Below are 24,052 nucleotides of genomic sequence, written 5' to 3'. Positions count from 1 at the left end.
CCATTCATCTTTCACGTCGCCGGCCTTTCGCCGAAGTTTATGGGCATACGAATTATTTCTGACGCAGAAAAAAACGCCGGCTGCGACGCGGCAAAAAGAGCAGCGCGATCACCAGCAAATCCGGTATTTTCTGTAATAACAGTTGGTGCAGCACCGCGATATGATTGTCGCCGGAGATGTGGAATATGGCGGGAAAATATTCGCTAACCGACGCGAGCAGCATATACAAAACAACCAGGCACTGGCAGATAACATATCCCCAGCGGCCCCAGTTGGCGCCGGCCAGTACGGCCAGACCACAGCGGATTTCCGTATAAACGATTATCAGCGACAACAGTAAAATCAACGACGAGTCCCATGTCTGGATGCTGCTCGCTATCCAGCCGCCCAGCTCGCTCAGGCCCAATTCCCAAACTACCAGTAAGACCCCAAGAAAGCGGATCGCGATAATCGCGATCCCCGCCACCATAACGGGAACGGGCGCGTAGGTTTTTCGCTGAGTAAATTCGCTTTTACTATACAAAATCGCCAGTTTCTCCCTTCACGGAATAACAACGCCACCAGACTGTGGTGGCGTTGTTGCTAACAGCAAAATCCACAGAACGGCGACGAATCATCCCCGCCGCGCTTTCTGCATATCACGTTGACGCTGTTTCTCTGCCCTCGCCATAAACCACCAGGCAATAAAACCGATAATCCCTACCACCAGTAGTATCAAAGAAGCGAGCGCGTTAATTTGTGGGTTAACGCCCATTCTTACGCTGGAGAACACCAGCATCGGCAATGTGGTCGCCCCCGGCCCGGCGACAAAGCTGGCAATAACCAGATCGTCCAGCGACAGGGTAAACGCCAGCAGCCAGCCGGAGACCAACGCCGGTGCAATCATCGGAACCGTGATAATGAAGAAAACTTTTAACGGAGCGGCCCCCAGATCCATCGCCGCTTCTTCTATCGACCGGTCCAGTTCCCGCAGGCGCGCGCTGATCACCACCGTGACGTAAGCGGTACAAAACGTCACATGCGCCAGCCAGATGGTAAGCATCCCGCGCTCCGCCGGCCATCCGATGGCGTGCCCTAACGCCACAAACAGCAACAGCAGCGAAAGCCCGGTGATCACATCCGGCATAACCAACGGCGCGGTCAGCATGAATGCGAAGCCATTTGAACCGCGAAAGTTGCCGAAACGCACCATCACCACGGCAGCCAGCGTCCCTAACACCACCGCCATCGTCGCCGAAGCGGCCGCAATCGTCAAACTGAGCAGCACCGCGCTGATCATGGCTGAATCATGAAACAGTTCGGTGTACCAGCGCGTTGACCATCCCGCCCATACCGTCACCAGCTTGGAGCTGTTGAATGAATAGATCACCAGCATCAGCATCGGCGCATAAAGAAACGTAAAACACAGAACCAGAATAACAATACGCCACGGCGAGCGAACTACCGGCAAACTGTTCATGACTCCGCCTCCGCCGTTTTGCTTTGATGTTTGTGGAACCAGATGATCGGCATAATCAGCAACAGCAGCATGATGATCGCCACCGCCGATGCGACAGGCCAGTCGCGGTTATTAAAAAACTCCTGCCACAGAATGCGGCCGATCATGATGCTATCCGGCCCGCCCAACAGTTCAGGGATCACATACTCCCCGACGGTCGGGATAAACACCAGCATCGATCCGGCGATGATGCCCCCTTTGGTCAGCGGCACAATAACGCTGAAAAAAGTCTTCAACGGCCGGGCGCCCAAATCGAGCGAAGCCTCAACCAGCGAGTAATCCAGCCGGGTCAACGCGGTATAGATCGGCAGCACCATAAAGGGCAGGTAGGAGTACACCACGCCGATATACACCGCCAGGTTGGTATGCAAAATAACCAGAGGCTGATCGATAACGCCGAGCCACAAAAGAAAATTATTCAGAACGCCGTTATTTTTCAGGATCCCCATCCAGGCATATACGCGGATAAGGAACGATGTCCAGGAGGGAAGAATGACCAACAGCAGCAGGATATTACGGGTGGAAGGCTTACTGTGCGCCACCGCCCAGGCCAGCGGATAGCCGATCAACAGACAACACAGCGTTGATACCGCCGCCACCTGCAATGATTGCAGATAAGCCTCGATATACAGCGGATCGCCCAGCAACTGCAGATAATTCGCCAGGTTCAACGAAATATCAAGCTTGTCGTCCGCCCAGGAGACCAGGTCGGTATAGGGGGGAACGGCGCGCGCCATTTCCGCCAAACTGATCTTGAACACAATCAGGAACGGGAGCATAAACAGCAGCAGCAGCCAGAAGTAAGGCAGCGCGATAACCAGCTTACGGCCATGCTCCTGCCGCCAGCGCGCCATCAGCATGGGCAGCCGCCCTCTTTCTTTTACCGGCGATGCGGCGGCGTTATGCTCAGAAAACATTGTCATTGCGCTATTCCCCGCTACACCGTCAGCACCACACAGCTATCAGCATCCCAGCACAACCGCACCTCATCGCCCCAGGTTGGAGCGCCTTTACGGTAGCGATAGGCATTCTGCAGCTGTGCGCTGATAATTTGTCCGCTGTTCAGCCTGACATGATAAATCGACAAATCGCCCAGATAGGCGATGTGCACGACTTCTCCGACGGCAAAATTGCAGCCGTCAGCCGGCGGCTCATCACACAGCATGATTTTCTCCGGCCTGAGGGCAATATACACCGGCACGCCATCCACTACGGAAACATCGGAATCAACCTTCAGCGGATGCACCAGCCCCGGGCTGCGGATGATCAGTTCATCATCACGGCGTTCGGTCAGCATGCCTTCAAACATGTTGACCGAACCAATAAACTCGGCGCTGAAGCGGGTATTCGGATGTTCGTATATCTCTTCCGGCTCACCAATCTGCACAAATTTCCCGCGGTTCATGATGGCGATACGGCCGGCCATCGTCATCGCCTCTTCCTGATCGTGCGTCACCATGACGCAGGTCACGCCGACGCGTTCCAGAATATCGACGACTTCAAGCTGCATGCGGTCACGCAATTTTTTATCCAACGCGCCCATCGGTTCGTCCAGCAGCAACAGTTTGGGGCGTTTAGCCAGACTACGAGCCAGCGCCACGCGCTGGCGCTGGCCGCCGGAAAGCTGATGCGGTTTACGGCCGGCGAATTCCTGCATATGCACCAGCGCCAGCATTTCTTCCACGCGATCTTTGATCTCGGAACGGGGCAGCCGATCCTGCTTAAGACCGAAAGCTATGTTCTTTTCCACCGTCATATGGGGGAACAGCGCATACGACTGAAACATCATGTTGATGGGGCGCTGGTAAGGGGGGACCAGCGAAAGATCCTGACCGTCCAAAACAATCTGCCCCTGGGTAGGATGTTCAAAACCTGCCAGCATGCGCAGCAGCGTGGACTTACCACAACCGGACGCCCCCAGCAGAGCAAATATTTCGCCCTTATAAATCGTCAGACTAACGTCATCAACAGCGGCCTGACCGTCAAATGACTTGGTCAGGTTACGGACTTCCAACAGCGGCGTAACCGCTTTTTGGGGCTTGGGCTGGGAACGTGGAATAACTTCACTCACTTCGCGTTGCTCTCCGGCAAAAGCAGAACAAGTCGCCACCTTGCTTGAAGCCGCCCGGCGGCCTTTATACATAGCAAAATGGCGACACATATATAGTACAAACAGGCGGGTTTAACCGCCTGTTGTTTATTACATAAACTCAGAATGAAAACCGCTTATTTGCCGCTCTTTACTCTGGTCCATGCGCGAGTACGCGTGCGGTCAATCTGTGGCAACTGCACCTTGAGCGTAAACAGTTTTGCGCGCACATCCGCAGGCGGATAAATACCGGGATCGTTGCGAATTTCTTCGTTTACCAAGGGTAACGCTTCTTTATTCGCATTGGCGTAATACACATGGTTGCTGATATTCGCGATAACATCCGGCTTCAGCAGGTAATTCAGGAACTGATAGGCCGAATCGACGTTTTTGGCGTCCGCCGGCATGGCGAACACGTCAAAGAAAGCCAACGCCCCTTCTTTTGGAATGCTGTAATGGATATTGACGCCGTTGTTGGCTTCCTTGGCGCGGTTAGCCGCCTGCATCACGTCGCCGGCCCAGCCGATGGCCACGCAGATATCGCCGTTTGCCAGATCATTAATGTATTGAGACGAATGGAAGTAACGAATGCTGGGACGCAGCTTCAGCAGCAGGTCCGTCGCAGAGGTCGTATAATCATCCGTTTTAGTGCTGTTGGGGTCTTTGCCCTGATAGTTCAGCACGGTAGCGAAAATCTCTTCAGGCGCATCCAGGAAAGAGACGCCGCAGCTTTTCAGTTTTTCCAAATTTTCCGGCTTCAGCACAAGATCCCAACTGTCTACAGGCGCATCGGCGCCCAGAACGGCTTTGACTTTATCAACGTTGTAGCCAATACCGGTAGTCGCCCATAAATACGGCAGCGCATATTTATTATCCGGATCATGTTGCGCAATCAATTTCAACAGTTCGGGATCGAGATTGTTATAATTCGGCAATTTACTTTTATCTAACGGCTGAAATACGCCGGCAGACAGTTGACGCTCCAGAAAACTGGCTGAAGGCACAACCAGATCAAACCCCGTGCTGCCCGCCATCAGTTTGCCTTCCAATACTTCATTGGAGTCAAACACGTCATAAACCACTTTTATGCCCGTTTCCTTCTGGAAATTCTGCAATGTATCCGGAGCGATATAGTCAGACCAGTTATAAATATGCAGCACTTTCTCTTCCGCAGATGCGGTGACGGACGCCGCCATCATTAAGCCGGCAACAACACCCGATAACCATTTTTTACGTTGGGTGAACATCCGTTCCTTCCTCCATACAAGGGGTGATTTATGGGAGCAAACTTGTATCCTTCAGATACAAAAATCTTCCTGCGTCTGTAAATTACGATAAAAACGCCGAATAGCTATGTTCTTCATCTTTCAGGTCGCCGGCGTGTGACTTTCCGCCGCTTGAAATCTATGGAATATCTACGCTGGATGCGGCATGGCAGACAGAACCATAAGCATGACTTTATCGCGCAACTGTTACAGAAATTAAGCATAACCGCACTACCTCAGTCATACCATAGTCGAACGTAAAAAATGGTTTTTATCGATTATTTATTCCCGTTTTATCTATGTAATACGGGCATTTACCGATAAATTCAGATAAATATCCGGCATTGAGACTTAAAACGCAGAATAAATGATGGCTGGAAAAAATAAGAAAAACTAATTGCTACCGTTGGCAGCAATAGCATTAATGCAGGAAGGAGGTATTCATTCTGCCAGCAGAGGTCTCTTCTTCATCACCAATAAATAGCAGATTATTGGCGCCGGCTTCTAAAATAATCATTGAGATTTGCTCTTCAGACTGCTGCATGAAATGTCTGAACTGCTCCAGCGTCATGCCCGCGGCAACGCTGAACGATTGACAAACAATCAGCTTCGGCAGGTTGTCGTCCTGCACGTCGATAAAGGCTTTTACCGTCAAGGAACTGGCGTTGATTTGGCTCAGATCGCCGACCAGCGGAATTAACGCGCTGGGTTTTACCTCCGCCAACGCCGAAAACAGCACCACGTTATCCACCAGATCGACCTTCGCGTCAAACACGCCGTCAAAATTCTGCATATGCGGTAAATGGAGCGCCTGACAGGAGTCGCATTCAAAAAATAGAATATTTAATTGATCCAGCCACCGCCGTAGCATAGCCAAATCCGGGACGATGAGTGAATCCATTATTTTTTGCCTCATACCGACTGTTTTTAAAAGGGGCCATAGCTTACGGAATATTACGCGCCGACGCCATGATAAACTCGCTTTAAGCGGCGATAAATCACAACCGGCCAAACGATATTTTATGGCGGGCCGCCCATGCCCGCCACCTTTTTTGGCCGCCGCAAGCGGCGTTTTTTACCTTTCCGGCCGTCATTTCAGAAAACTAATTTCTATTCATTAATAACGCGCGGACATGTTGTTCAATAAATTCAATCATCATGCCGGCAATATCAATCCCGGTGGTGCTTTCGATGCCTTCCAATCCCGGAGAGGCGTTCACTTCCATCACCAAAGGCCCGCGATCGGCGCGCAGAATATCCACGCCCGCCACGTTCAGCCCCAGCGTTTGGGTCGCCTTAAGGGCAATAGCTCTTTCACGGGCGGTAATTTGCACTCGCCTTGCCGAACCGCCGCGATGCAGATTGGAGCGAAACTCCCCCGCCTTGGCCTGCCGTTCAATGGCCGCCACAACCCGATTGCCGATAACCAGACAGCGGATATCCCTGCCCTGTGCCTCGCGGATATATTCCTGAACCAGGATGTGAGCATTCAGCCCGCGAAAGGCGTCAATAACGCTCTCCGCCGCCTGTCGGGTTTCAGCCAGCACAACGCCGATTCCCTGAGTGCCTTCCACCAGCTTAACAACCAGCGGCGCGCCGCCGACCATTTCAATCAGATCGCTGGTGTCATCGGGGGAGTGGGCAAAACCGGTCACCGGCAAATCAATACCGGCGCTGGCCAACAACTGGAGCGAATGCAGTTTGTCGCGGGCGCGGATCACCGCAACGGCGTTGTTTAGCGGGAAGCTCCCCAACATTTCAAACTGGCGCAACACCGCCGTGCCATAAAACGTGATCATTGAACCGATGCGCGGAATAACCGCATCGTATTTCACCAGCCGACGGCCGCGATAGTGCACCGACGGCGCCGCCGAATTGATATTCATATAACAGGAAAGCGGGTCGATAATATCAATTTGATGTCTGCGCTCTTCTGCCGCTTCACGCAGACGTTTGCAGGAGTACAAAGAACCATCACGAGACAGAATCGCAATCTTCATAAATGTCCTACAGATACTAACGTATCGCCCATCCCTGTTGATGTAAGTAGTCCAGTATAAACGGACGTAGCTCTTTTTTTAGCGCGCGCCGCACATGTTCACTCCAGCCCTCGCGGCGATTGCCGGTGCGTTGCAGGTAATACTCCATCAGTTGCCGATCATACTCAGCCAGTTTTTCACGATCGAGCGGTTGGTAGGCGTTCTCGTGCATCAGCATTTCAGGCGGCATACGCGGTTTTAACTGAGGATCCGCATCGGGGTATCCCAGGCATAGCCCGAATAACGGCAACACCTGCCGCGGCAGTTTCAATAGCGTCGTGACATCCGCAATGTTATTTCGAATCCCGCCGATAAATACGCCGCCCAGCCCGAGTGACTCTGCTGCGACCAGCGCATTCTGCGCCATAATCGCCGTGTCGACGCAGCCGATCAACAACTGTTCCGCCATCCCGGTTTCAGCCTGCGGGAATATTTGCAGATGACGATGGAAATCCGCGCAGAACACCCAAAACTCCGCGGCCTGCGCGACATAATTCTGTTCGCCGGAATAGTGAACCAGCGCCTGCCGGATTGCAGGGTCGGTGATGCGGATAATTGAACTGCACTGTAGAAAACTGGAGCTGGAGGCGCTCTGGGCCGCGGCGACGATCGCGCTGCGTTGTTCATCCGTCAGCGGTTGTGCGGTAAAAGCGCGGATGGAACGATGATGTCGTAATAGATCAATGGTGGGCGTCACTCTGGGTATCCTTAGGAATAAAGAACTTCACCGATGAGTATGCTGTCCGGGCTCTCAACGCGAGCAGACAACGGGCAGGCAATAACAATCTGCATAGCACAGCGGGTTATTATATGTCAGCCGCCGCACCAGACCAACGATCCTCCGCACATGCCGCCACGTCATTGCTTCCGGGCGGGGAAGCCAACGCGGCTGAAACCTATGAATAAAGAGTATATGATAGATATCGTGAATTGCTGTGACAGGTAATGACTGCTTTTTTTCATATGCTGATGCGCGCATAGTAACCGCATTAATAATAGGCGCTTCGCCAAAAATTTTAGAACAATGACCTTTTTCTCATTTTACTAAGGAGTTTGCATGTTCGCTGTTATTTTCGGGCGTCCTGGTTGTCCATACTGCGTGCGCGCTAAAGAGTTGGCTGAAAAACTGACGGAGCAGCGTGATGACTTCAGTTTCCGCTATGTGGATATCCGTGCGGAAGGCATCACGAAAGAAGATTTGTCGAAAACCGCGGGCAAACCCGTTGAAACCGTGCCGCAAATTTTCCTTGATGACAAACACATCGGCGGTTGTACGGATTTTGAAGCCTACGCGAAAGAACATTTGAATTTGTTCCAGAAATAATCGGAACGGTAAGGTAAAAAAGACGCGCGCCGCGTCTTTTTTTTCATCTTTGCCCGCGATAGACGATCGAAGGCGATTCAGCGAAAATACCGGCGATAGATCGCATGAAAGCATAAGTACGTCAACGCCCCCAATACGCTCCAGAACGCCGCGCTTAATATATAAGCCAACTCCTGCCAGAAAGAGTGGTTCGGCGTGCGGCCGAAGTGCAGAACCAATAGACACACCGGCATCGCCAGCAACGAGCCAATCAGCGGATACAGCAACCGGCCGCGCGCAGACAGACAGCTTGCCGCCAAGCCAGGTAATAAAAAGAGCAACATGCCAGGATTGCCGCTCAGTTCATCTTCGGTGACCACATCAAGCACACTTATTTTTTGGCTTAAAAAGACCACGGTAAACAGCAAAAAACAGCAGGCCGCGCCTCCCCAACCCTTATCGCTTGCCATTATGTTTCCTCTCTTGATATGCATCTGCATCATATCTATCCGAAGCCCTTTTCTTCATTTTCATGGTGGATCCCGCCGGCTCTCCCGCTCTAACCTTCTGGAGAGTCAATTTATTACCGGCTGGCGGCACCTTGAAGATCTAATAGATTTAAATCCGACACGGTAAATATGAATGGCGAAATATCCCCGATATGACACAAAGTGAGGCATTACCACTATTTATTCAGCGAATACTGGTTGTACGACCAACAAACATCTAGAATAGCGGCTCCACAATAATTGCGATGAACAATTTGTACTGAGTAAATTATACTGGTCGAGGCTGATTCCTTTCAGTTGCCAGTTATTTATGATGTCAGTGGAACTGATGTAGTCAATGGCTAAACTTAGCCCATATAACCATTTATATCAAGCACTTACTGGTAAATAACAAGTTACATCCCATGAATATAAACGTCGCTGATTTGTTAAACGGGAATTACATTCTGCTCTTATTCGTGGTTCTTTCATTAGGACTCTGCCTGGGGAAATTACGCCTGGGTCCAGTACAACTCGGTAATTCTATTGGTGTTTTAGTTGTATCGTTATTACTCGGCCAACAGCATTTTTCGATTAATACTGAAGCACTCAGCCTCGGCTTTATGTTGTTTATTTTTTGTGTCGGCGTTGAGGCCGGGCCTAATTTCTTTTCCATTTTTTTTCGCGACGGCAAAAATTACCTGATGCTTGCCGCGGTCATGGTTATCAGCGCCATGCTTTTAGCGCTGGGGTTAGGAAAATTATTCGGTTGGGGGATCGGACTGACGGCCGGTATGCTCGCCGGTTCGATGACGTCAACGCCCGTGTTGGTCGGCGCCGGGGATACCTTGCGAACGATGTCCAGTCTTGGCACGCAGATCGGCGTTGAGCAGGATAACTTGAGCCTGGGTTATGCGCTCACATATTTGGTTGGTTTAGTCAGTTTGATTTTTGGCGCGCGCTACCTGCCCAAATTACAGCATCAGGACTTACCCACCAGCGCCCAGCAAATCGCCCGCGAACGCGGTCTTGATACCGATAGCCAAAGAAAAGTCTACCTGCCGATTATCCGCGCCTACCGCGTCGGGCCGGAACTGGTCGCCTGGGCGGACGGCAAAAATCTGCGGGAATTGGGCATTTACCGCCAGACCGGCTGCTACATTGAACGAATCCGCCGCAATGGCATTCTGGCCAGTCCCGATGGCGATGCGGTACTGCAACTCGGCGATGAAATTTCCCTGGTCGGCTACCCTGACGCCCACGCCCGCCTTAATCCTAACTTCCGCGACGGGAAAGAGGTTTTCGATCGTGATCTGCTGGATATGCGCATCGTAACCGAAGAGATCGTGGTGAAAAACCACAATGCCGTCGGCAAGCGCCTCAGCCAGTTGAAATTAACCGATCACGGCTGCTTTCTTAACCGCATTATCCGCAGCCAGATTGAAATGCCCATTGATGACGGCGTCGTGCTGAATAAAGGCGATGTATTGCAGGTAAGCGGCGATGCCCGGCGGGTAAAAAGCATTGCGGACAGAATCGGGTTTATTTCCATTCACAGCCAGGTAACGGATCTGCTGGCCTTCTGCGCGTTCTTTATCATCGGCATTATGGTCGGTTTGATCACCATTCAATTCAGTAATTTCACCTTTGGCATAGGCAATGCCGCTGGCCTACTGTTTGCCGGCATCATGCTTGGTTTTTTGCGCGCCAACCACCCGACTTTCGGCTATATCCCGCAAGGGGCGCTGAATATGGTGAAAGAATTCGGTCTGATGGTGTTTATGGCCGGCGTCGGATTAAGCGCCGGCGGCAGTATCGGCCGCAGCTTCGGTGAAATCGGGGCGCAGATGCTGGTATCGGGATTAATTGTCAGCCTGGTGCCGGTGATTATCTGTTTCCTGTTCGGAGCTTATGTATTGCGGATGAACCGCGCGCTGCTGTTCGGCGCCATGATGGGAGCCAGAACCTGCGCCCCGGCAATGGAGATTATCAGCGATACCGCCCGCAGTAATATTCCGGCGCTGGGCTACGCGGGAACCTATGCCATCGCCAATGTGTTACTGACATTAGCCGGTTCGCTCATCATTATTATCTGGCCTGAATTACCCGGATAAAAGAAAATATAAAAAATCATCAATGTTTCTTAGAAAAGGCAGAACTTTTTCTTAGGGGTAGAGTCTGAATTATTGCCACTGCTTTTCTTTGTTATCCCCATATTGAGGAGCCCGTCGTTCCCGCCTTTGAGGTTCAAGAACGATGGGCGTTTTCTTTTCTGAATGCCCTCAACTGATATCAAGCCAATCCGGTTTCCACATGGAAACGCCGCGTTTCGCCCGCCGCCATTTCAATCAGTGAACCTGCGCGACGAGCAGCATTGCGCCCTTCCGGCCGACAGGTCGCAGGCAGGACAAACGCGGCGACCTTTTGATCGCCGTTGTACAAAATCCAGCGTGTGGCGTAATTCAGTTCCGCGGTAGAGAAACGGGTAACAAAACGATGCCCCTGCGGCGCATGCATACTGAACTCCGCCTGCTGCGTATATTGAGACAGATTATCAGCAAAAAAGACGATTTCAGGATCGTAAAATTCAGGCTCATCCAGCGTCCTGAAACTTTCGGGCGACTGCGCCAGTTTTTCCGTGTAATTCAGCCATTGCGGCGTTGGATGAACATGGCCCGGAATGGAGGCGCGTAAGGCGAAAGCCCGATCGGGAATATTTTGGCTAAAGGACGCTCCCGCCACATAGGCATAGTTCATATGGCACATGTACTGTAGCTGCATAGGCGCGCTCGCCAGATTCGTCACCGCCATATCAATGTCCAGCAGCGTACTGTCTGCCCTCATGGTTACCGCCGGCGCGGCGCGGTAATGATGACCGAACCCCTTCACATATTCATAGTCCCCCGTCAGCGTCAGGAAGCCGTCGCCAATAATCAGACGCGCGCTATCTATTGGCGCGCAGGCCATTTCCCCGTGCAGAGGATGTTGATCGTCCTCAGCGGGACAACCATTACTCAGCAAGCCGGAATGAAAGGCAAAACAACCGTAGGTATCAATAATGCTGCTGCCCGGTTTCGGCTCCGGGAATGGATTGCTCATCGTCAACGAATGGCCGTCAAACTCGGCATCCCAAATCATCTGTCCGTAGAAAGGCAGTACGATAGCGTACCCGCGCGCATTCTGTAACTTAATGGCTTCAATTCCCGATGCGTAGCGAAAAGCGGTTAGCGAAAAATCCGGACTCTCCAGCAATAGCCGGGGCTGGTCGGCAAACATCGAACGTGATAAATGAATCTGCGTATTCATCGAATTCTCCTCCATTCAGGCTTCATTCTTAGCCACGGATTGGCCGGCGGCGAGACGCTGCTTGTTACGCATTTCGCCCCAGAAATAGAAGCCGACGTAAGCGAAACACAGTAGAGATACGCCGAACGCTTTCTGCATAGAGCCAAGGTGATCGGACACATATCCCTGGATCGCCGGAACCACGGCCGCGCCGACGATCGACATAACAATGATAGCGCCGGCGACCTCGGTATATTTCTTATCGACGGTATCCAGCGTACCGGCATAAATCGTGGCCCAGCACGGCCCGAACAGTACGCTGACGAAAACGGCGGCATAAACGGCGGTGAAGCTCGGCGCCATGGCAACATAGGCCAGCGTCGCCACGCCCAGCACCGAATAGACGATCAGCACTTTTTCGGCGCTGAAGCGCGTCATCAGGAAATTCGCCACAAACTTGCCGATAAAGAAGCAGATGAAGCTATAAATCATGAAGTTGGAAGCATCGCGCTCGTTGGCTGCGCCTAAAGTCAATGCCAGCCGAATGGTGAAAGACCATACCGCGACCTGCATGCCGACATACAGAAACTGCGCTACGATGCCGCGCTTGAAGTGGCTATTGCCCGCCAGATAACGCAAAGTTTCGCCCAGCGACGGCAATGGCTGCTTGCTCTGCTCGTCGGCCTGCGCCTTGCACTTTGGATAGCTAGTCAGCAGGAACAGGAAAAAGACAATCAGTAACACGAAAATCAGATATTTATAGGGTTCCAGCGTGTGTTCCAACATTTGCAGCCGGAACGCATGGATTTGATCCGGCGTCATGGCCGCCATCTGGCTTTGCAGGCTATCGCCCTCCTGAAATACCAGATATTTGCCCAGCACGATCCCCATCAACGCGCCGACAGGATAGAACGTTTGGCTGATATTGAGGCGCAGCGTGGCATAGTCGCGATGACCAATCATGGAACTGTAGGTATTGGCGGCCGTTTCCAGAAAGCTCAGACCGATGGCGATGGCGAAAATCGCCGCCAGGAACATCGTATAGGTCGCCATGTGCGATGCCGGATAAAACAGGCTGCATCCGGCGATATACAGCGTAAGGCCGATTAGAATGGCGATTTTGTAACTGCTTTTCCGGATCACTACCGATGCCGGGATCGCTATCAGAAAATAACCGCCATAAAACGCGCTTTGCACCAGCGCGCTGGCGAAATCGCTGAGCTCAAACACGCTTTTAAACTGAGTAATCAAAATATCATTCAGGCTGGCCGCGCATCCCCATAGCGGAAACAGGCATGACAGCAAAATAAACTGAAACAATGGCGTCTTATTCAGATAGCCATCTGGCATTTGGATGATGTCCTGACGCATGATGTTTTCCCCGGTTAATTGGCAAAAGGATGACTGGCAAGAAAATCACGAAATTGCGCCGCATCCGGGTAGGCGCGCTGGGTGCCTTTTCCCGTAACGCTATAGGCCGCAAAGGCAGAGGCATATTCCATCGCCCGTTTTATATTTCCGTCCTTCACAAAGTAATGCGCGAAGCAGCCGATGAACGCGTCGCCGGCGCCGCTGGTATCAATGGCGTTAACACTGACAGGCTTAATATGTTGCGTCTGTTCGCCCGTCATCCATACCGAACCTCGCTGTCCCATGGTAATAATCAGGTTTTTCAACCCTCTGGCCAGCAGCGAGCATCCGGCGGCAAGAATGTTCTCTTCGGTATCGACCGGCATATCGGTCAGAATTTCCAGCTCGGTTTCGTTCGGCATAAAGAAATCACACTGGCAGGCATAGCCGATATCCAGCTCGCGAGAGGCCGGAGCCGGATTTAAAATGACCTGAATGTTATGCCGGTGGGCAAAATCAATGGCGTAATAGACGGTTTCCAGCGGGATTTCCAACTGGAGAATAATCAACTTGCATTGCATGAGCGATTCGGCCGCCGCGTCGATATCCTGAGCCGACAGATGATTGTTCGCGCCTTTGATAATCAAAATCCGGTTTTGTGATGACTTATCAACAAAGATCGGCGCAACCCCGCTTGATGTTCCGGGAACGGAAGTGACATAGCGCGCGTCCACGCCGAAATGCTGAAAATTCTTTACCGTATTGCCGGCAAAAAGATCGTCGCCGACCCGGCTGACCATCATCACGGAGGCGCCCAGCTTAGCCGCGGCGACCGCCTGATTCGCCCCTTTCCCGCCGCAACCTATCTCGAAATCGGGCGCTTCCAGCGTCTCGCCTGTTTTAGGCATCTCATCAATGTAAGTGATGAGATCCACCATGTTTGAACCAATGACTGCAATATCCATAACTCTCTTCCCCAGATGGCTTTTCAATCATTCAATGTTATATTATTAACAATAACAACCATAATATGTTATTAATGTGACATTGATCGCATGTAAAAAGGCGCTTAATGCGCATAAAGAAACAAATAAGCTTGATAAAGCGTGATTTATGTTATTATTATAACATTCCGATTTTATTGAACCGTCAAAGGAGTCAGTGATGACCACCGAAACACGCGATTACGCCCCCTATATTGACCATACGCTGCTGGCCGCCGACGCCACCGAACAACAGATCATCAAACTGTGTGAGGAAGCCAAAACGCACCGCTTCTATGCGGTCTGTGTGAACTCAGGCTACGTACCGTTGGCCGCCAGCCAGTTAAAAGCCTCGCCGGTCCATGTGTGCTCGGTGATCGGCTTCCCATTGGGAGCATGCCTGACGTCGGCCAAAGTGTTTGAGGCGAAAGCCGCCATTGAGGCCGGCGCTGAAGAAATAGATATGGTGATAAATATCGGCTGGCTGAAAAGCGGTAACCTTGACGCGGTTAAGGCCGATATTCAGGCCGTTCGCGAGGTTTGCGCCGCTATACCGTTGAAGGTAATATTGGAAACCTGTCTGCTTAACGATGAACAAATCGTGCTGCTTTGTGAAATGTGCCGTGAACTGAACGTGGCCTTCGTTAAAACCTCCACCGGGTTCAGCACCGGCGGCGCTCGTGAAGAACACGTAAAACTGATGCGCCAAACGGTAGGGCCGGAGGTCGGCGTGAAGGCTTCGGGCGCCGTTCGCGATCGCCAAACGGCGGAAATCATGATCCGCGCAGGCGCTACCCGTATCGGCACCAGTTCCGGCGTGGCCATCGTTTCCGGCGAGTCGGCAACGGCGGGAAGCTACTAATCACGTCCCGATATCGTTCACTTGGCGGCGGTAATAGACAGAACGTGTGGATGAGGTTCCCCTGGGGCGCCTCACCCCGTGACACCTGGGTATATCAATAGTAAGCGACTGAACGGCATTATCCGATTATGCAGGCTCATTATCAGGACATCACATGGAAACGCGGCGCGAAGAACGGATTAACAAACTTGCCCAGGCATTGAAAACGGCGGACAAACTTCATCTTAAAGATGCGGCCCAGCTACTGGGCGTTTCCGAGATGACCGTTCGTCGCGATCTGAACGCCGAGTCAGCGGCCGTGGTATTACTCGGCGGCTATGTCGTCAGTGATTTAAAAAATAACAACGTCACCAATTATTTTGTTTCCGACCAACAAACCAAACATGTGGCAGAAAAACGCACCGTCGGAGATGCCGCCGCCCGCCTGATTGATGAGAACGATACGGTTTTTTTCGATTGCGGAACCACCACACCGTTTATTATTGAAGCCATACCGGACGATCTGCCGTTTACCGGTATTTGTTATTCGCTGAATACTTTTCTGGCATTACAGGGGAAAAACGCCTGCAAAGTGATCCTGTGCGGCGGTCAATTTCACCCGGACAACGCCATTTTTACCCCGCTCAGCCAACACAATGAGCTTGATAACATCTGCCCGAACAAGGCGTTCATTTCTGCGGCGGGCATCGACCTTACCGCCGGAGCGACCTGTTTTAACTTTGCGGAATTAAGCATGAAACACCGCGCGTTGACGATGTCGCAACGAGCCGTGCTGGTTGCCGACGGCAGCAAGTTCGGTCAGATCAAACCGGCCTGCATTGGCTCACTCACGCTGTTCGATACGCTGATAACCGATCGTAAGCCAACCGCAGACTATCTACGCTACTTCAGCGACAATGGCATTAGGTTAATGGATATCGGCCATTAACCCAATAAACCGCCAAACCACTGTTGAAGTTTCATCATTATTGAATCCCACAGCCGGCTAAAGAATCCCGCTTCGGGGATCTCATCCAGCGCTACCAGCTGACGTTGAGCGATGCTTTTACCATCGAGCTGAAAATCAATAGTGCCGACCACCTGATTTTTCGCCAGCGGCGCCGTTAACTGCGGCTGAAGCAGCGTAAAGCTGGCCTTCAGATTTTTCATCTCGCCTTTGGGGATGGTCAATGCGGCGTCTTCCGCCACTCCGAGCCGGGCATCCTTCTGCGCGCCGAACCAGACCCGCTGCGTGGTAAACGACGTCCCCGCCTTGATCGGCGTTACCGTTTCAAAGAAGCGAAATCCCCAGGTCAGCAGCTTCTCGCTTTCGCGGAACCTTACCGCGTCCGTTGGCGCCCCCAGCACGACGGAGATCAGGCGCATATTGCCTTCGGTGGCGGACGCCACCAGATTATGTCCGGCCCCGCTGGTATGGCCGGTTTTAATCCCGTCCACGTTCAGGTTGGCGCTCCACAGCAGACGATTGCGATTGGGCTGGCGAATATTATTGAAGGTGAACTCTTTTTCTTTATGCAGCGCATACTCGTCCGGCACATCGCGGATCAAAGCCTGGCCCAGCAACGCCATATCGCGCGCGGTGCTATACTGTCCCGCCGCATCCAGCCCATGAACGGTAAGAAAGTGGGTGTTGGTTAACCCCAACGCCTTAACATAATTGTTCATTAAGCTGACAAACGCATCCTGACTGCCGGCCACGTAATCGGCCAGCGCAATACTGGCATCATTCCCCGACTGTATGACGATACCCTTATTCAGTTCCGCAACCTGAATGCGATCGCCTGGCTTGAGAAACATCAGCGATGAACCGCGCAGCACCGGGTTACCGGTGGCCCAGGCGTCTCTCCCGACCGTGACTTCATCCGTCGGCCGAATTTTCCCGGCCTTGATAGCCTGGCCGGTGACATAGCTCGCCATCATTTTCGTCAGGCTGGCGGGATCAAGGCGTTCGTCCGCGTTAGACTCGGCCAACACTTTCCCGCTGTGATAATCCATTAGAATGAAGGCTTTAGCATCAACCTGAGGCGCCGCTGGAATCTGCTCGCCATGAGCTGGCGAGATCGCTCCCGCCAGTAATGCCGCGCCCGCCGTGAAAAATTTTAGATTGGAAAAGAGAGTAGTTTTCTTCATGAGATCGCCGGATATCCACAATTCATTTAAAAGATTTAACTTTCAATATGTTTCGAAAACTTTAGCAACATCCCAAGGTAGCCGTTCATCCCGCTCAAGGAAACAACTCATTTTGTAAAAATAATCAAAGAAACGAAAAGGTCTAAAAAAAACGGCTACGGACGGAGAAAAAAATCAGACAACGGGAAGAGCGCCGGCTACGCCAGGCCGAACAGATCGATGCGGCACCGGATACGGCGCCGCGTGTTGATTGATACGGTAAAGATCTTCAGCGGCGTTCGCGCTTATCAGCCCGTTTCGACAGCCAATCACCCAGCGTTTGTACAATCTGAACCAGAATGACCAACGCGATAACGGTGATAATCATAACCTCGGTTTCATAACGATAGTAACCAAAGCGGATCGCCAGATCGCCGACGCCGCCGCCGCCGACGATGCCCGCCATGGCCGAGTATCCGATAAGGCTGACCAGCGTAATGGTTAGTCCGCGTAATAAACCGGCTTTGGCCTCCGGCAATAATACGGTGCAGATAATACGCATCGGGCTGGCGCCAAAGGCTTCGGCCGCCTCAATAATACCGGGCTCCACTTCGCGCAGCGCGCTATCCACCAAGCGGGCATAGAATGCAATGGCCGCCACCGACATCGGCACCGCCGCCGCCACCGGCCCAATGGTATTGCCTAACAGAATCTGCGTTAGCGGCAGCAACAGCACCAGCAAAATCACAAACGGAATAGACCGAATGATATTCACCAGCACGGTGCTGAACAGATATACCGCCCGGTTCTCCCAAAACAGGTGACGATCGGTAACATAGATCAGGAAACCCAACGGCAACCCGCCGATTATCGCAAACAGCGTTGAAATACCGACCATCTGGAATGTTTCACCGAATGCCGCGACCAGATCGATCCATAAATCAGCCATGTAACACCTCCACCTGCGCGGTTCTGGCCTGAATGTGCGCTACCGCTTCCGCCACTTTCTCCGGTTCGGCGGGATGGGTTAGCAGCGCGACCAAAATTCCCAATGCGCGATTGCCTATATACTCAATTTTGCCATGCAGAATATTAACGGAGACGCCATAGCGGGTCGCCACGTCAGACAACACCGGCTGTTCCGCAGAATCGCCCACAAACAGGATTTTCAGCAACGTTCCCTGTAAATCCTCCATTAGGCGAGGCGGAAGCTCAAGATTCAGCGTATGCGCCACCAGTTGGCGGGTAAATGGATGTTGCGGCGAAGCGAAAACATCAAATACATCGCCCTGCTCCACCACTTTACCGCCGGTCATCACCGCGACCCGATCGCAGATCGACTTGATAACGCTCATCTCATGTGAAATCAGTACGATGGTGATACCCAGCTTCTGGTTGATTTCTTTGAGCAACGCGAGGATTGCCGCCGAGGTATCCAGATCAAGCGCTGAAGTCGGTTCGTCGCACAACAGCACTTCCGGGTGATTGGCTATGGCTCTGGCAATCCCCACCCGCTGTTTTTGTCCCCCGCTAAGCTGGGAAGGGTACGCCCGCGCCTTATCGCTCAATCCGACCAGATTAAGAATCTCCGGCACCCGCTGGGCGATTTCAGCGCTGGATTTTCCCGCCGACTTCAGGCTAAACGCAACGTTTTCCGCCACGGTGCGCGTCTGCATCAAATTAAAATGCTGGAAGATCATGCCGATTTTCTGGCGCTGCTCGCGCAGGCTTTTGCCTTGCAAATCGTTGACCTTGACGCCATTGACCCGAACGACGCCGGCCGTGGGACGCTGCAACACGTTAATCGTCCGCAGCAGCGTACTTTTCCCCGCGCCGCTGGTCCCCACTATGCCGAAAACCTCTCCCGGTTTGATATGCAGCGTCACATTATCAACGGCTCGATTTCCCTGTTGCTTCCCCTGCGGGAAGTCAACACAAACATCCTCTAACTGAATCATTATCCGCAAACTCCTGGCATAAGCGGAAAAAAAAGAAAGCCGGTCACAGACCGGCCAGACCAATAAAACACGTTGATTGCCGTTATTACCGGTCCGCGTTTACTGGGCGGGAGCTGGCGTTTTCGCCTGCATCCATTCTGGTTTCTGGAATTCACTGAACATTGAGCCCGGTTGGTTAATCACCGCGGCATAGGCGGGCGATTCAACGACGGCTTTGGTATCTTTGACAAACGGCTTGTCCAGATCCTCTGTCCGCACCGCAATCACGTTCTTCAGATTTTCATCCAGCGTTTCCAGCTTGATCGCAGTCGAAAGCTTCAGCCCCGCCGCAAAGGCAAAATTACCATTAACCAGCGAAGCGGTCACGCTATCCAGCGTTCTGGGCAGTTGCGCCGCTTCCAACGGTTTGAACACCAGGCCGCGCGGATTTTCGACAATATCTTTTTCCGATGCTTTGGTTGGATCGATATCGGGCTTGATGGTGATCAGGCCCAGCGATTGCAGAAACCGCAAACCGCGCGCCAGGTTGGTCGCATCATTCGATAAGGTGATGACATCGCCCTTTTTCAACTCATCCAATGATTTGATTTTATGGGAATAAAGTCCCATGCTCGCCGTAGGAACGATAATCAGTCTGCTGATTTTCAGATTCTTATCGGCGGCGAATTTTTCCAGATACAGCGAATGCTGAAACAGATTGGCGTCAATACTGCCGTTGGCGAGCGCAAGGTTAGGCTGAACATAATCGCTAAATTCACGAACCACCACCTTATAACCTTTCTTCGTCAGTTCAGGTTTAATCGCCTGATTGACCATATCGCCATAAGGCCCCGGCGCCACGCCGAATACGATAGTTTGCGGATCGCTGCTGGCGCAAGCCAGTTGGATCCCGGCGGCCAGCAGCGCGATACCTAACGTTGCACGAAGAGAATGCGTCAATTTCATTGAATATATTTCCTGTCTAAACACGGCTTTCCGTCATTATTGAGAGTAACAAGTTAAATCATAAAGATTAAAAAGGCATATCATTATTTCGCATCTATCATTCAGCGTGTAGTCTAACTGTTCCATATCCTTCTTTCTGTAGCGTGTATGACGAGGTTCTAAATGATAACGATTTGGGGTCGTGACAATTCAACCAACGTTAAGAAAGTGCTTTGGTGTGCTGCGGAATTGGCGCTGCCTTACCAGCATATCCCGGCCGGCGGGCAATTCGGCCGCAACCACGATGCGGACTATCTGGCGATGAACCCCAACGGACTGATCCCCTGTTTACAAGACGGTGAACTGGTGCTGTGGGAATCAAACACTATCGTGCGTTATCTGGCCGCGCAATACGGAGACGGCTCGCTATATATCGCAGATGCCGGCGCGCGGGCCAGCGCCGAGAAATGGATGGACTGGACGATGATGCTGATGCCGTCGTTTAGCGTGGCGTTGTTTAATCTGGTGCGGACCAAACCGGAAAACCGAGATATGGCATCGGTGGAAAAAGCGATAATGGAATGCGAGCGGCTGCTCGGCATTGTCGATGCGGCTCTGGCGAACCAACCGTGGCTATCGGGCGACCAATTCGGCATCGGCGACATTCCGCTGGGCTGCGTTGTCTATGGCTGGCTTAACATGCCCATCGAACCTCAGCCGCGCCCCAATCTGGAGCGCTGGTATCGGCAATTAAGCGAGCGGCCGGCTTACCAACAACACGTAATGATACCGTTATCCTGAGCTGACAGGCGCCGCTGGGCGCCTGTCGTTTCCTGTTATTCCGGCCCTACTTGCAACAGCTTGCCGTTATCGTGATCGGTCAGCAAATAGATATAGCCGTCCGGCCCCAGTCGTACTTCGCGGATACGTTCGTTGCGTTCAGTCAATAAACGTTCTTCCGCCGCAACGCTATCGCCGTCCAGCGTCAATCGGATCAGATTCCGTTCGGCCAACGCGCCAATAAACAGCGAGTTTTTCCACTGCGGAAACCGGTCGCTGTTATAGAACGCCATGCCGCTAACGGCCGGGGATTTTTGCCAGTAAAAAATCGGATCCGCCATCCCGGCCACCTGCCCGCCTTTGGCTTCAGGAATTTTCTCCCCGGAATAGTTAATGCCGTAGGTCGCTATCGGCCAACCGTAGTTTTCTCCGGCTTGGGGAATATTTATCTCATCGCCGCCCCGCGGGCCATGCTCATTCTCCCACAGCGCGCCGGACCACGGATTAATCGCTATGCCCTGCGGGTTGCGATGGCCGTACGACCAGATTTCCGGCCGCGCGTTGGGGCGGTTAACCAGCGGATTATCCGGCGGAACTTGCCCTTCCGCGGTCAGACGGACGATTTTGCCCTGTAGCTTGTCCAGATCCTGCGCCGTCGGTCGTTGGTTATTCTCGCCTAGCGCAATAAACAGATATCCCTGACGATCAAACTGCAGTTTGCCGCCAAAATGATTGCCGGTAGAAAGTTTGGGCTCCTGACGGAAGAAAACCGTGAAATTCTCCAGTTGCGTATAATCGTCCGACAGGCGGCCATAGCCGACGGCCGTTCCGGCTTTTCCATCACTGCCTTCCTCGGCAAAACTCAAATAAATGCGCCGGCTTTGCGCGAAATCAGGCGACAACGTCACTTCAAGCAGCCCGCCCTGCGATCTGGCATATACGCGGGGAACCCCGGCAATCGGCGCGGAAAGCCCAACGCCCGGTAGCCAGCGGCGCAGATTTCCGGCTCGCTCGGTAATCAATAGCCCTTGATCGTCCGGCAAAAAGGCCAGCGACCACGGATGATCGAGTTTATCCTGCAATTCCGTTACCTTGAGCGGCGCGGCGAACAGGGAAGCTGAAACTGAAAGCAACAATGCCGCGCCGCTTAATAACAGGCGGCTCAAGCGTGACGATAACGAAGAGTCGTCAGGCGACGAGTTACGAGGCATCGCGTTGTCTCCACTCAACAGAAGTTCTGTAACTCTAGGCGTCGAGTGATATTTGTGCAAAAAAACGGCGGCAGGTTTACATTTATTGAAGAAAAGAAGGATCAGGGGAACAATAATAACGGTGTATAACGAGTGTATTTTTCTATTGATAAGAGGAAAATGGTCATGACTCCAATCAGTTGTAACGCTGTTTTTCAACATACGCCCCGATCGCTTTTTCATAGACTTCAAATGAACCGGGAAAACACATTGTTTTTCTTGCCAGCCGTTTAATGCATGAGTTTTTAACGTTCGGTGATTGCATTGATGCCGACTTTGAGTGTTCGTACGTATCTCTGCTCCCGGAAACATTCATCTCCGTATCGACCATTTGATCTTTTGCACCGGGCTCATGAGGCCTCGTAGACATACTCAAATTGAAAGCTTTTACGCCATTCAAGACAACGAAAACGCAAATATCCGGCACGGCCAGCGCCATATCTGCGTACCGGATGCGTTTGACCACAGTATCGACAAGCAACAGAAATCTTTGTCATAATAGGATAATCAGATGAAAAGCGCATTTTACACAAACCTACAGCTCAAACGCATCACCTCAATTATTTACTTGATAACTTTAATCTTCTCCATATATTCATAATAACACAACATAATAACACCGAAACTATACAGTTGATTATTAAACCTATTATAAAAGTAAGTCCATCGTATGGCTCAGGATCTCCGCCCAACACAATGTCTGTTATTTTAATAGCAGTGTCAATATTTACGATACTTACTATATAATTTCGTATTAAAAAATCATATGGCATGACTACGCCAACTAGTACTGAAATAACCAGGAATAAGGTAATATAAAGTATAATTTTCATACCAGACATTTATCCCCATGAGCAAATACTTCAATAGAACCATAAGCCATTAGGCTAGTGGAGCGAACGGGAACCATGGAAGTCCGTAACAGGTTATTTCGTATAATCTGAAAATCAGTGATAGTTCGTAGTGTTATGCACCCTTTTGACACTGTTCCAGGATGCAATCGAAAATTACCTCGCTTGATACCATTAATCCATGTGTAATCATCTATGCTTCCATCATCGCGATAGAGGGCGAACCATTCTCCCCTTCCTACCGGAATATCCTTTGCATAGTAATTCCATTTGTCATAGAACCATGTTCGTACCTGTGTTCCTAAGCCACCTGCAGGCCGATCTACAATCCAGTATTTTCCGGCTGGTATGGATCCATTGTCAGGGATAGTAGTACACCCACCTTGATTACGGTATGCCCCATCACCAGAGAATGCTTGCCCCCCCCCACGCCATATAGTGTTAGTAATGAAAAATCGGCACCGTTATTTATCTCAAACTTTCCATGTAATGCCATATTATCATCCAATTAGTAGTGAATACCTGCCTAGCCATATTAAAATATGCATTAATATTGTCAATATCCATTTAGCCTAAATCATTATAATTACCTGATAATAATTGCAGTGTAAATTATTAATTAACAAAGTTAGACCGTTCGACCAATCCGGTTATCTTTAATATTAATAGATATATTTTATTATATTCTTATAAAAGCAAAATTTAATATAAATACGGAATAAGAGTATAAATTCATTTTTGTTAAATTTTAATTTCCAAACTAGGGTATAAAAACTGAACTACGGACACCAAATTAATTTACACTTGAATAAATTAACCATTCACAAAAAATTTGCCAGCAAAAAAAATAACTTATCCTTATTTTTAAAATAAGGATATTTTGTTAACTTACGTCCTTACTCTGGTGAAATAATAAAATTTTTATTTACAACAGAATCATGGGTTCCTATTTTCGTACATTATGCAATATCAATAGGGATATATGCATTAATTACTATATTATGAATAGCAGTGGTAT

At 51.2% G+C, this 24,052-nt stretch carries 24 protein-coding genes; 5 read left to right on the top strand and 19 right to left on the bottom strand.

Annotated elements, in window-relative coordinates; genetic code table 11:
- Positions 1-52: 52 nt before the first annotated feature.
- The 8 genes from HC231_RS09050 to nfsA all read right to left on the bottom strand — a co-directional run bounded on the left by HC231_RS09050 (position 53) and on the right by nfsA (position 7,588).
- Complete coding sequence (locus HC231_RS09050; RefSeq protein ID WP_208231272.1) at positions 53-469, bottom strand: YbjO family protein; 417 nt, start codon at positions 467-469, stop codon at positions 53-55.
- A 144-nt stretch (positions 470-613) separates the two neighbouring features.
- Positions 614-1,459 carry a putrescine ABC transporter permease PotI gene (potI, locus tag HC231_RS09045; RefSeq protein WP_208230674.1) on the bottom strand — a complete coding sequence of 282 codons (846 nt, stop codon included), beginning with the start codon at positions 1,457-1,459 and terminating at the stop codon, positions 614-616.
- The gene (gene potH / locus HC231_RS09040; RefSeq protein WP_208230673.1) at positions 1,456-2,421 is read right to left on the bottom strand and encodes a putrescine ABC transporter permease PotH; all 966 of its coding nucleotides are present in this window, start codon (positions 2,419-2,421) and stop codon (positions 1,456-1,458) included. Before potH ends, potI begins: the two co-directional genes overlap by 4 nt.
- Positions 2,422-2,435: 14 nt before the next feature.
- A complete protein-coding gene (gene potG / locus HC231_RS09035; RefSeq protein WP_208231271.1) occupies positions 2,436-3,569 on the bottom strand; it encodes a putrescine ABC transporter ATP-binding subunit PotG in 1,134 nt (377 codons plus the stop codon).
- 155 nt (positions 3,570-3,724) lie between these two features.
- On the bottom strand, positions 3,725-4,834 hold the full coding sequence (gene potF / locus HC231_RS09030) for a spermidine/putrescine ABC transporter substrate-binding protein PotF (protein WP_208230672.1): 1,110 nt from the start codon (positions 4,832-4,834) through the stop codon (positions 3,725-3,727).
- A gap of 439 nt (positions 4,835-5,273) precedes the next feature.
- Positions 5,274-5,753, bottom strand: a complete 480-nt coding sequence (locus HC231_RS09025; RefSeq protein ID WP_208230671.1) for a type III secretion system chaperone family protein — start codon at positions 5,751-5,753, stop codon at positions 5,274-5,276.
- A 202-nt stretch (positions 5,754-5,955) separates the two neighbouring features.
- The gene (gene rimK / locus HC231_RS09020) at positions 5,956-6,852 is read right to left on the bottom strand and encodes a 30S ribosomal protein S6--L-glutamate ligase (RefSeq protein WP_208230670.1); all 897 of its coding nucleotides are present in this window, start codon (positions 6,850-6,852) and stop codon (positions 5,956-5,958) included.
- Positions 6,853-6,868: 16 nt separating this feature from the next.
- The gene (gene nfsA / locus HC231_RS09015) at positions 6,869-7,588 is read right to left on the bottom strand and encodes an oxygen-insensitive NADPH nitroreductase (protein ID WP_208230669.1); all 720 of its coding nucleotides are present in this window, start codon (positions 7,586-7,588) and stop codon (positions 6,869-6,871) included.
- 360 nt (positions 7,589-7,948) lie between these two features.
- On the opposite strand from nfsA, the gene HC231_RS09010 reads away from it, so the two are divergent.
- Positions 7,949-8,215, top strand: a complete 267-nt coding sequence (locus HC231_RS09010) for a GrxA family glutaredoxin (RefSeq protein WP_208230668.1) — start codon at positions 7,949-7,951, stop codon at positions 8,213-8,215.
- A 77-nt stretch (positions 8,216-8,292) separates the two neighbouring features.
- On the opposite strand, the gene HC231_RS09005 is transcribed toward HC231_RS09010, so the two are convergent.
- On the bottom strand, positions 8,293-8,664 hold the full coding sequence (locus HC231_RS09005; protein WP_208230667.1) for an inner membrane protein YbjM: 372 nt from the start codon (positions 8,662-8,664) through the stop codon (positions 8,293-8,295).
- Between the two features lie 443 nt (positions 8,665-9,107).
- On the opposite strand from HC231_RS09005, the gene HC231_RS09000 reads away from it, so the two are divergent.
- A complete protein-coding gene (locus HC231_RS09000; RefSeq protein WP_208230666.1) occupies positions 9,108-10,796 on the top strand; it encodes an aspartate:alanine antiporter in 1,689 nt (562 codons plus the stop codon).
- Positions 10,797-10,974: 178 nt separating this feature from the next.
- Here the strand turns inward: HC231_RS09000 and HC231_RS08995 are convergent, their stop codons facing one another.
- The 3 genes from HC231_RS08995 to rbsK are packed head-to-tail and all read right to left on the bottom strand — an operon-like array spanning position 10,975 to position 14,282.
- On the bottom strand, positions 10,975-11,988 hold the full coding sequence (locus tag HC231_RS08995) for an aldose 1-epimerase family protein (protein WP_208230665.1): 1,014 nt from the start codon (positions 11,986-11,988) through the stop codon (positions 10,975-10,977).
- A 15-nt stretch (positions 11,989-12,003) separates the two neighbouring features.
- Positions 12,004-13,338 (bottom strand): L-fucose:H+ symporter permease, encoded by a 1,335-nt coding sequence (fucP, locus tag HC231_RS08990; RefSeq protein WP_208230664.1) that lies wholly within the window; start codon positions 13,336-13,338, stop codon positions 12,004-12,006.
- A gap of 14 nt (positions 13,339-13,352) precedes the next feature.
- Positions 13,353-14,282: a ribokinase gene (gene rbsK / locus HC231_RS08985; RefSeq protein WP_208230663.1), complete on the bottom strand. Its 930-nt coding sequence runs from the start codon at positions 14,280-14,282 to the stop codon at positions 13,353-13,355.
- Between the two features lie 199 nt (positions 14,283-14,481).
- Here rbsK and deoC point away from each other — a divergent pair, with 199 nt between their 5' ends.
- Complete coding sequence (gene deoC / locus HC231_RS08980) at positions 14,482-15,162, top strand: deoxyribose-phosphate aldolase (protein ID WP_208230662.1); 681 nt, start codon at positions 14,482-14,484, stop codon at positions 15,160-15,162.
- Between the two features lie 154 nt (positions 15,163-15,316).
- Positions 15,317-16,090 carry a DNA-binding transcriptional repressor DeoR gene (deoR, locus tag HC231_RS08975; protein ID WP_208230661.1) on the top strand — a complete coding sequence of 258 codons (774 nt, stop codon included), beginning with the start codon at positions 15,317-15,319 and terminating at the stop codon, positions 16,088-16,090.
- On the opposite strand, the gene HC231_RS08970 is transcribed toward deoR, so the two are convergent.
- The 4 genes from HC231_RS08970 to HC231_RS08955 all read right to left on the bottom strand — a co-directional run bounded on the left by HC231_RS08970 (position 16,087) and on the right by HC231_RS08955 (position 20,174).
- Entirely contained in the window at positions 16,087-17,292 is a 1,206-nt protein-coding gene (locus tag HC231_RS08970; protein WP_208230660.1) for a serine hydrolase, read from the bottom strand. The two genes, deoR and HC231_RS08970, sit on opposite strands and share 4 nt — an antisense overlap.
- Positions 17,293-17,560: 268 nt before the next feature.
- Entirely contained in the window at positions 17,561-18,220 is a 660-nt protein-coding gene (locus tag HC231_RS08965; RefSeq protein ID WP_208230659.1) for a methionine ABC transporter permease, read from the bottom strand.
- A complete protein-coding gene (locus HC231_RS08960) occupies positions 18,213-19,229 on the bottom strand; it encodes a methionine ABC transporter ATP-binding protein (RefSeq protein WP_208230658.1) in 1,017 nt (338 codons plus the stop codon). The genes HC231_RS08965 and HC231_RS08960 overlap by 8 nt, the downstream gene beginning before the upstream one ends.
- Positions 19,230-19,328: 99 nt before the next feature.
- Entirely contained in the window at positions 19,329-20,174 is an 846-nt protein-coding gene (locus tag HC231_RS08955; RefSeq protein WP_208230657.1) for a MetQ/NlpA family ABC transporter substrate-binding protein, read from the bottom strand.
- A 162-nt stretch (positions 20,175-20,336) separates the two neighbouring features.
- Between HC231_RS08955 and HC231_RS08950 the strand changes: the two genes are divergently transcribed.
- A complete protein-coding gene (locus HC231_RS08950; protein WP_208230656.1) occupies positions 20,337-20,954 on the top strand; it encodes a glutathione S-transferase family protein in 618 nt (205 codons plus the stop codon).
- A 35-nt stretch (positions 20,955-20,989) separates the two neighbouring features.
- On the opposite strand, the gene HC231_RS08945 is transcribed toward HC231_RS08950, so the two are convergent.
- From HC231_RS08945 to HC231_RS08935, 3 genes are all read right to left on the bottom strand, one after another.
- Positions 20,990-22,144, bottom strand: coding sequence for a PQQ-dependent sugar dehydrogenase (locus HC231_RS08945; protein WP_208230655.1), 1,155 nt, complete (start codon positions 22,142-22,144; stop codon positions 20,990-20,992).
- 175 nt (positions 22,145-22,319) lie between these two features.
- Positions 22,320-22,622 (bottom strand): IS1 family transposase, encoded by a 303-nt coding sequence (locus tag HC231_RS08940; protein WP_208230654.1) that lies wholly within the window; start codon positions 22,620-22,622, stop codon positions 22,320-22,322.
- Positions 22,623-23,012: 390 nt separating this feature from the next.
- A complete protein-coding gene (locus tag HC231_RS08935) occupies positions 23,013-23,402 on the bottom strand; it encodes a DUF2778 domain-containing protein (RefSeq protein ID WP_343073019.1) in 390 nt (129 codons plus the stop codon).
- Positions 23,403-24,052: the final 650 nt, after the last annotated feature.

The sequence above is a fragment of the Brenneria izadpanahii genome, assembly GCF_017569925.1.
Lineage (GTDB): Bacteria > Pseudomonadota > Gammaproteobacteria > Enterobacterales > Enterobacteriaceae > Brenneria > Brenneria izadpanahii.
The sequence above is the reverse complement of the archived record's forward strand: the minus strand, read 5'-3'. Positions and strand labels throughout refer to the sequence as shown.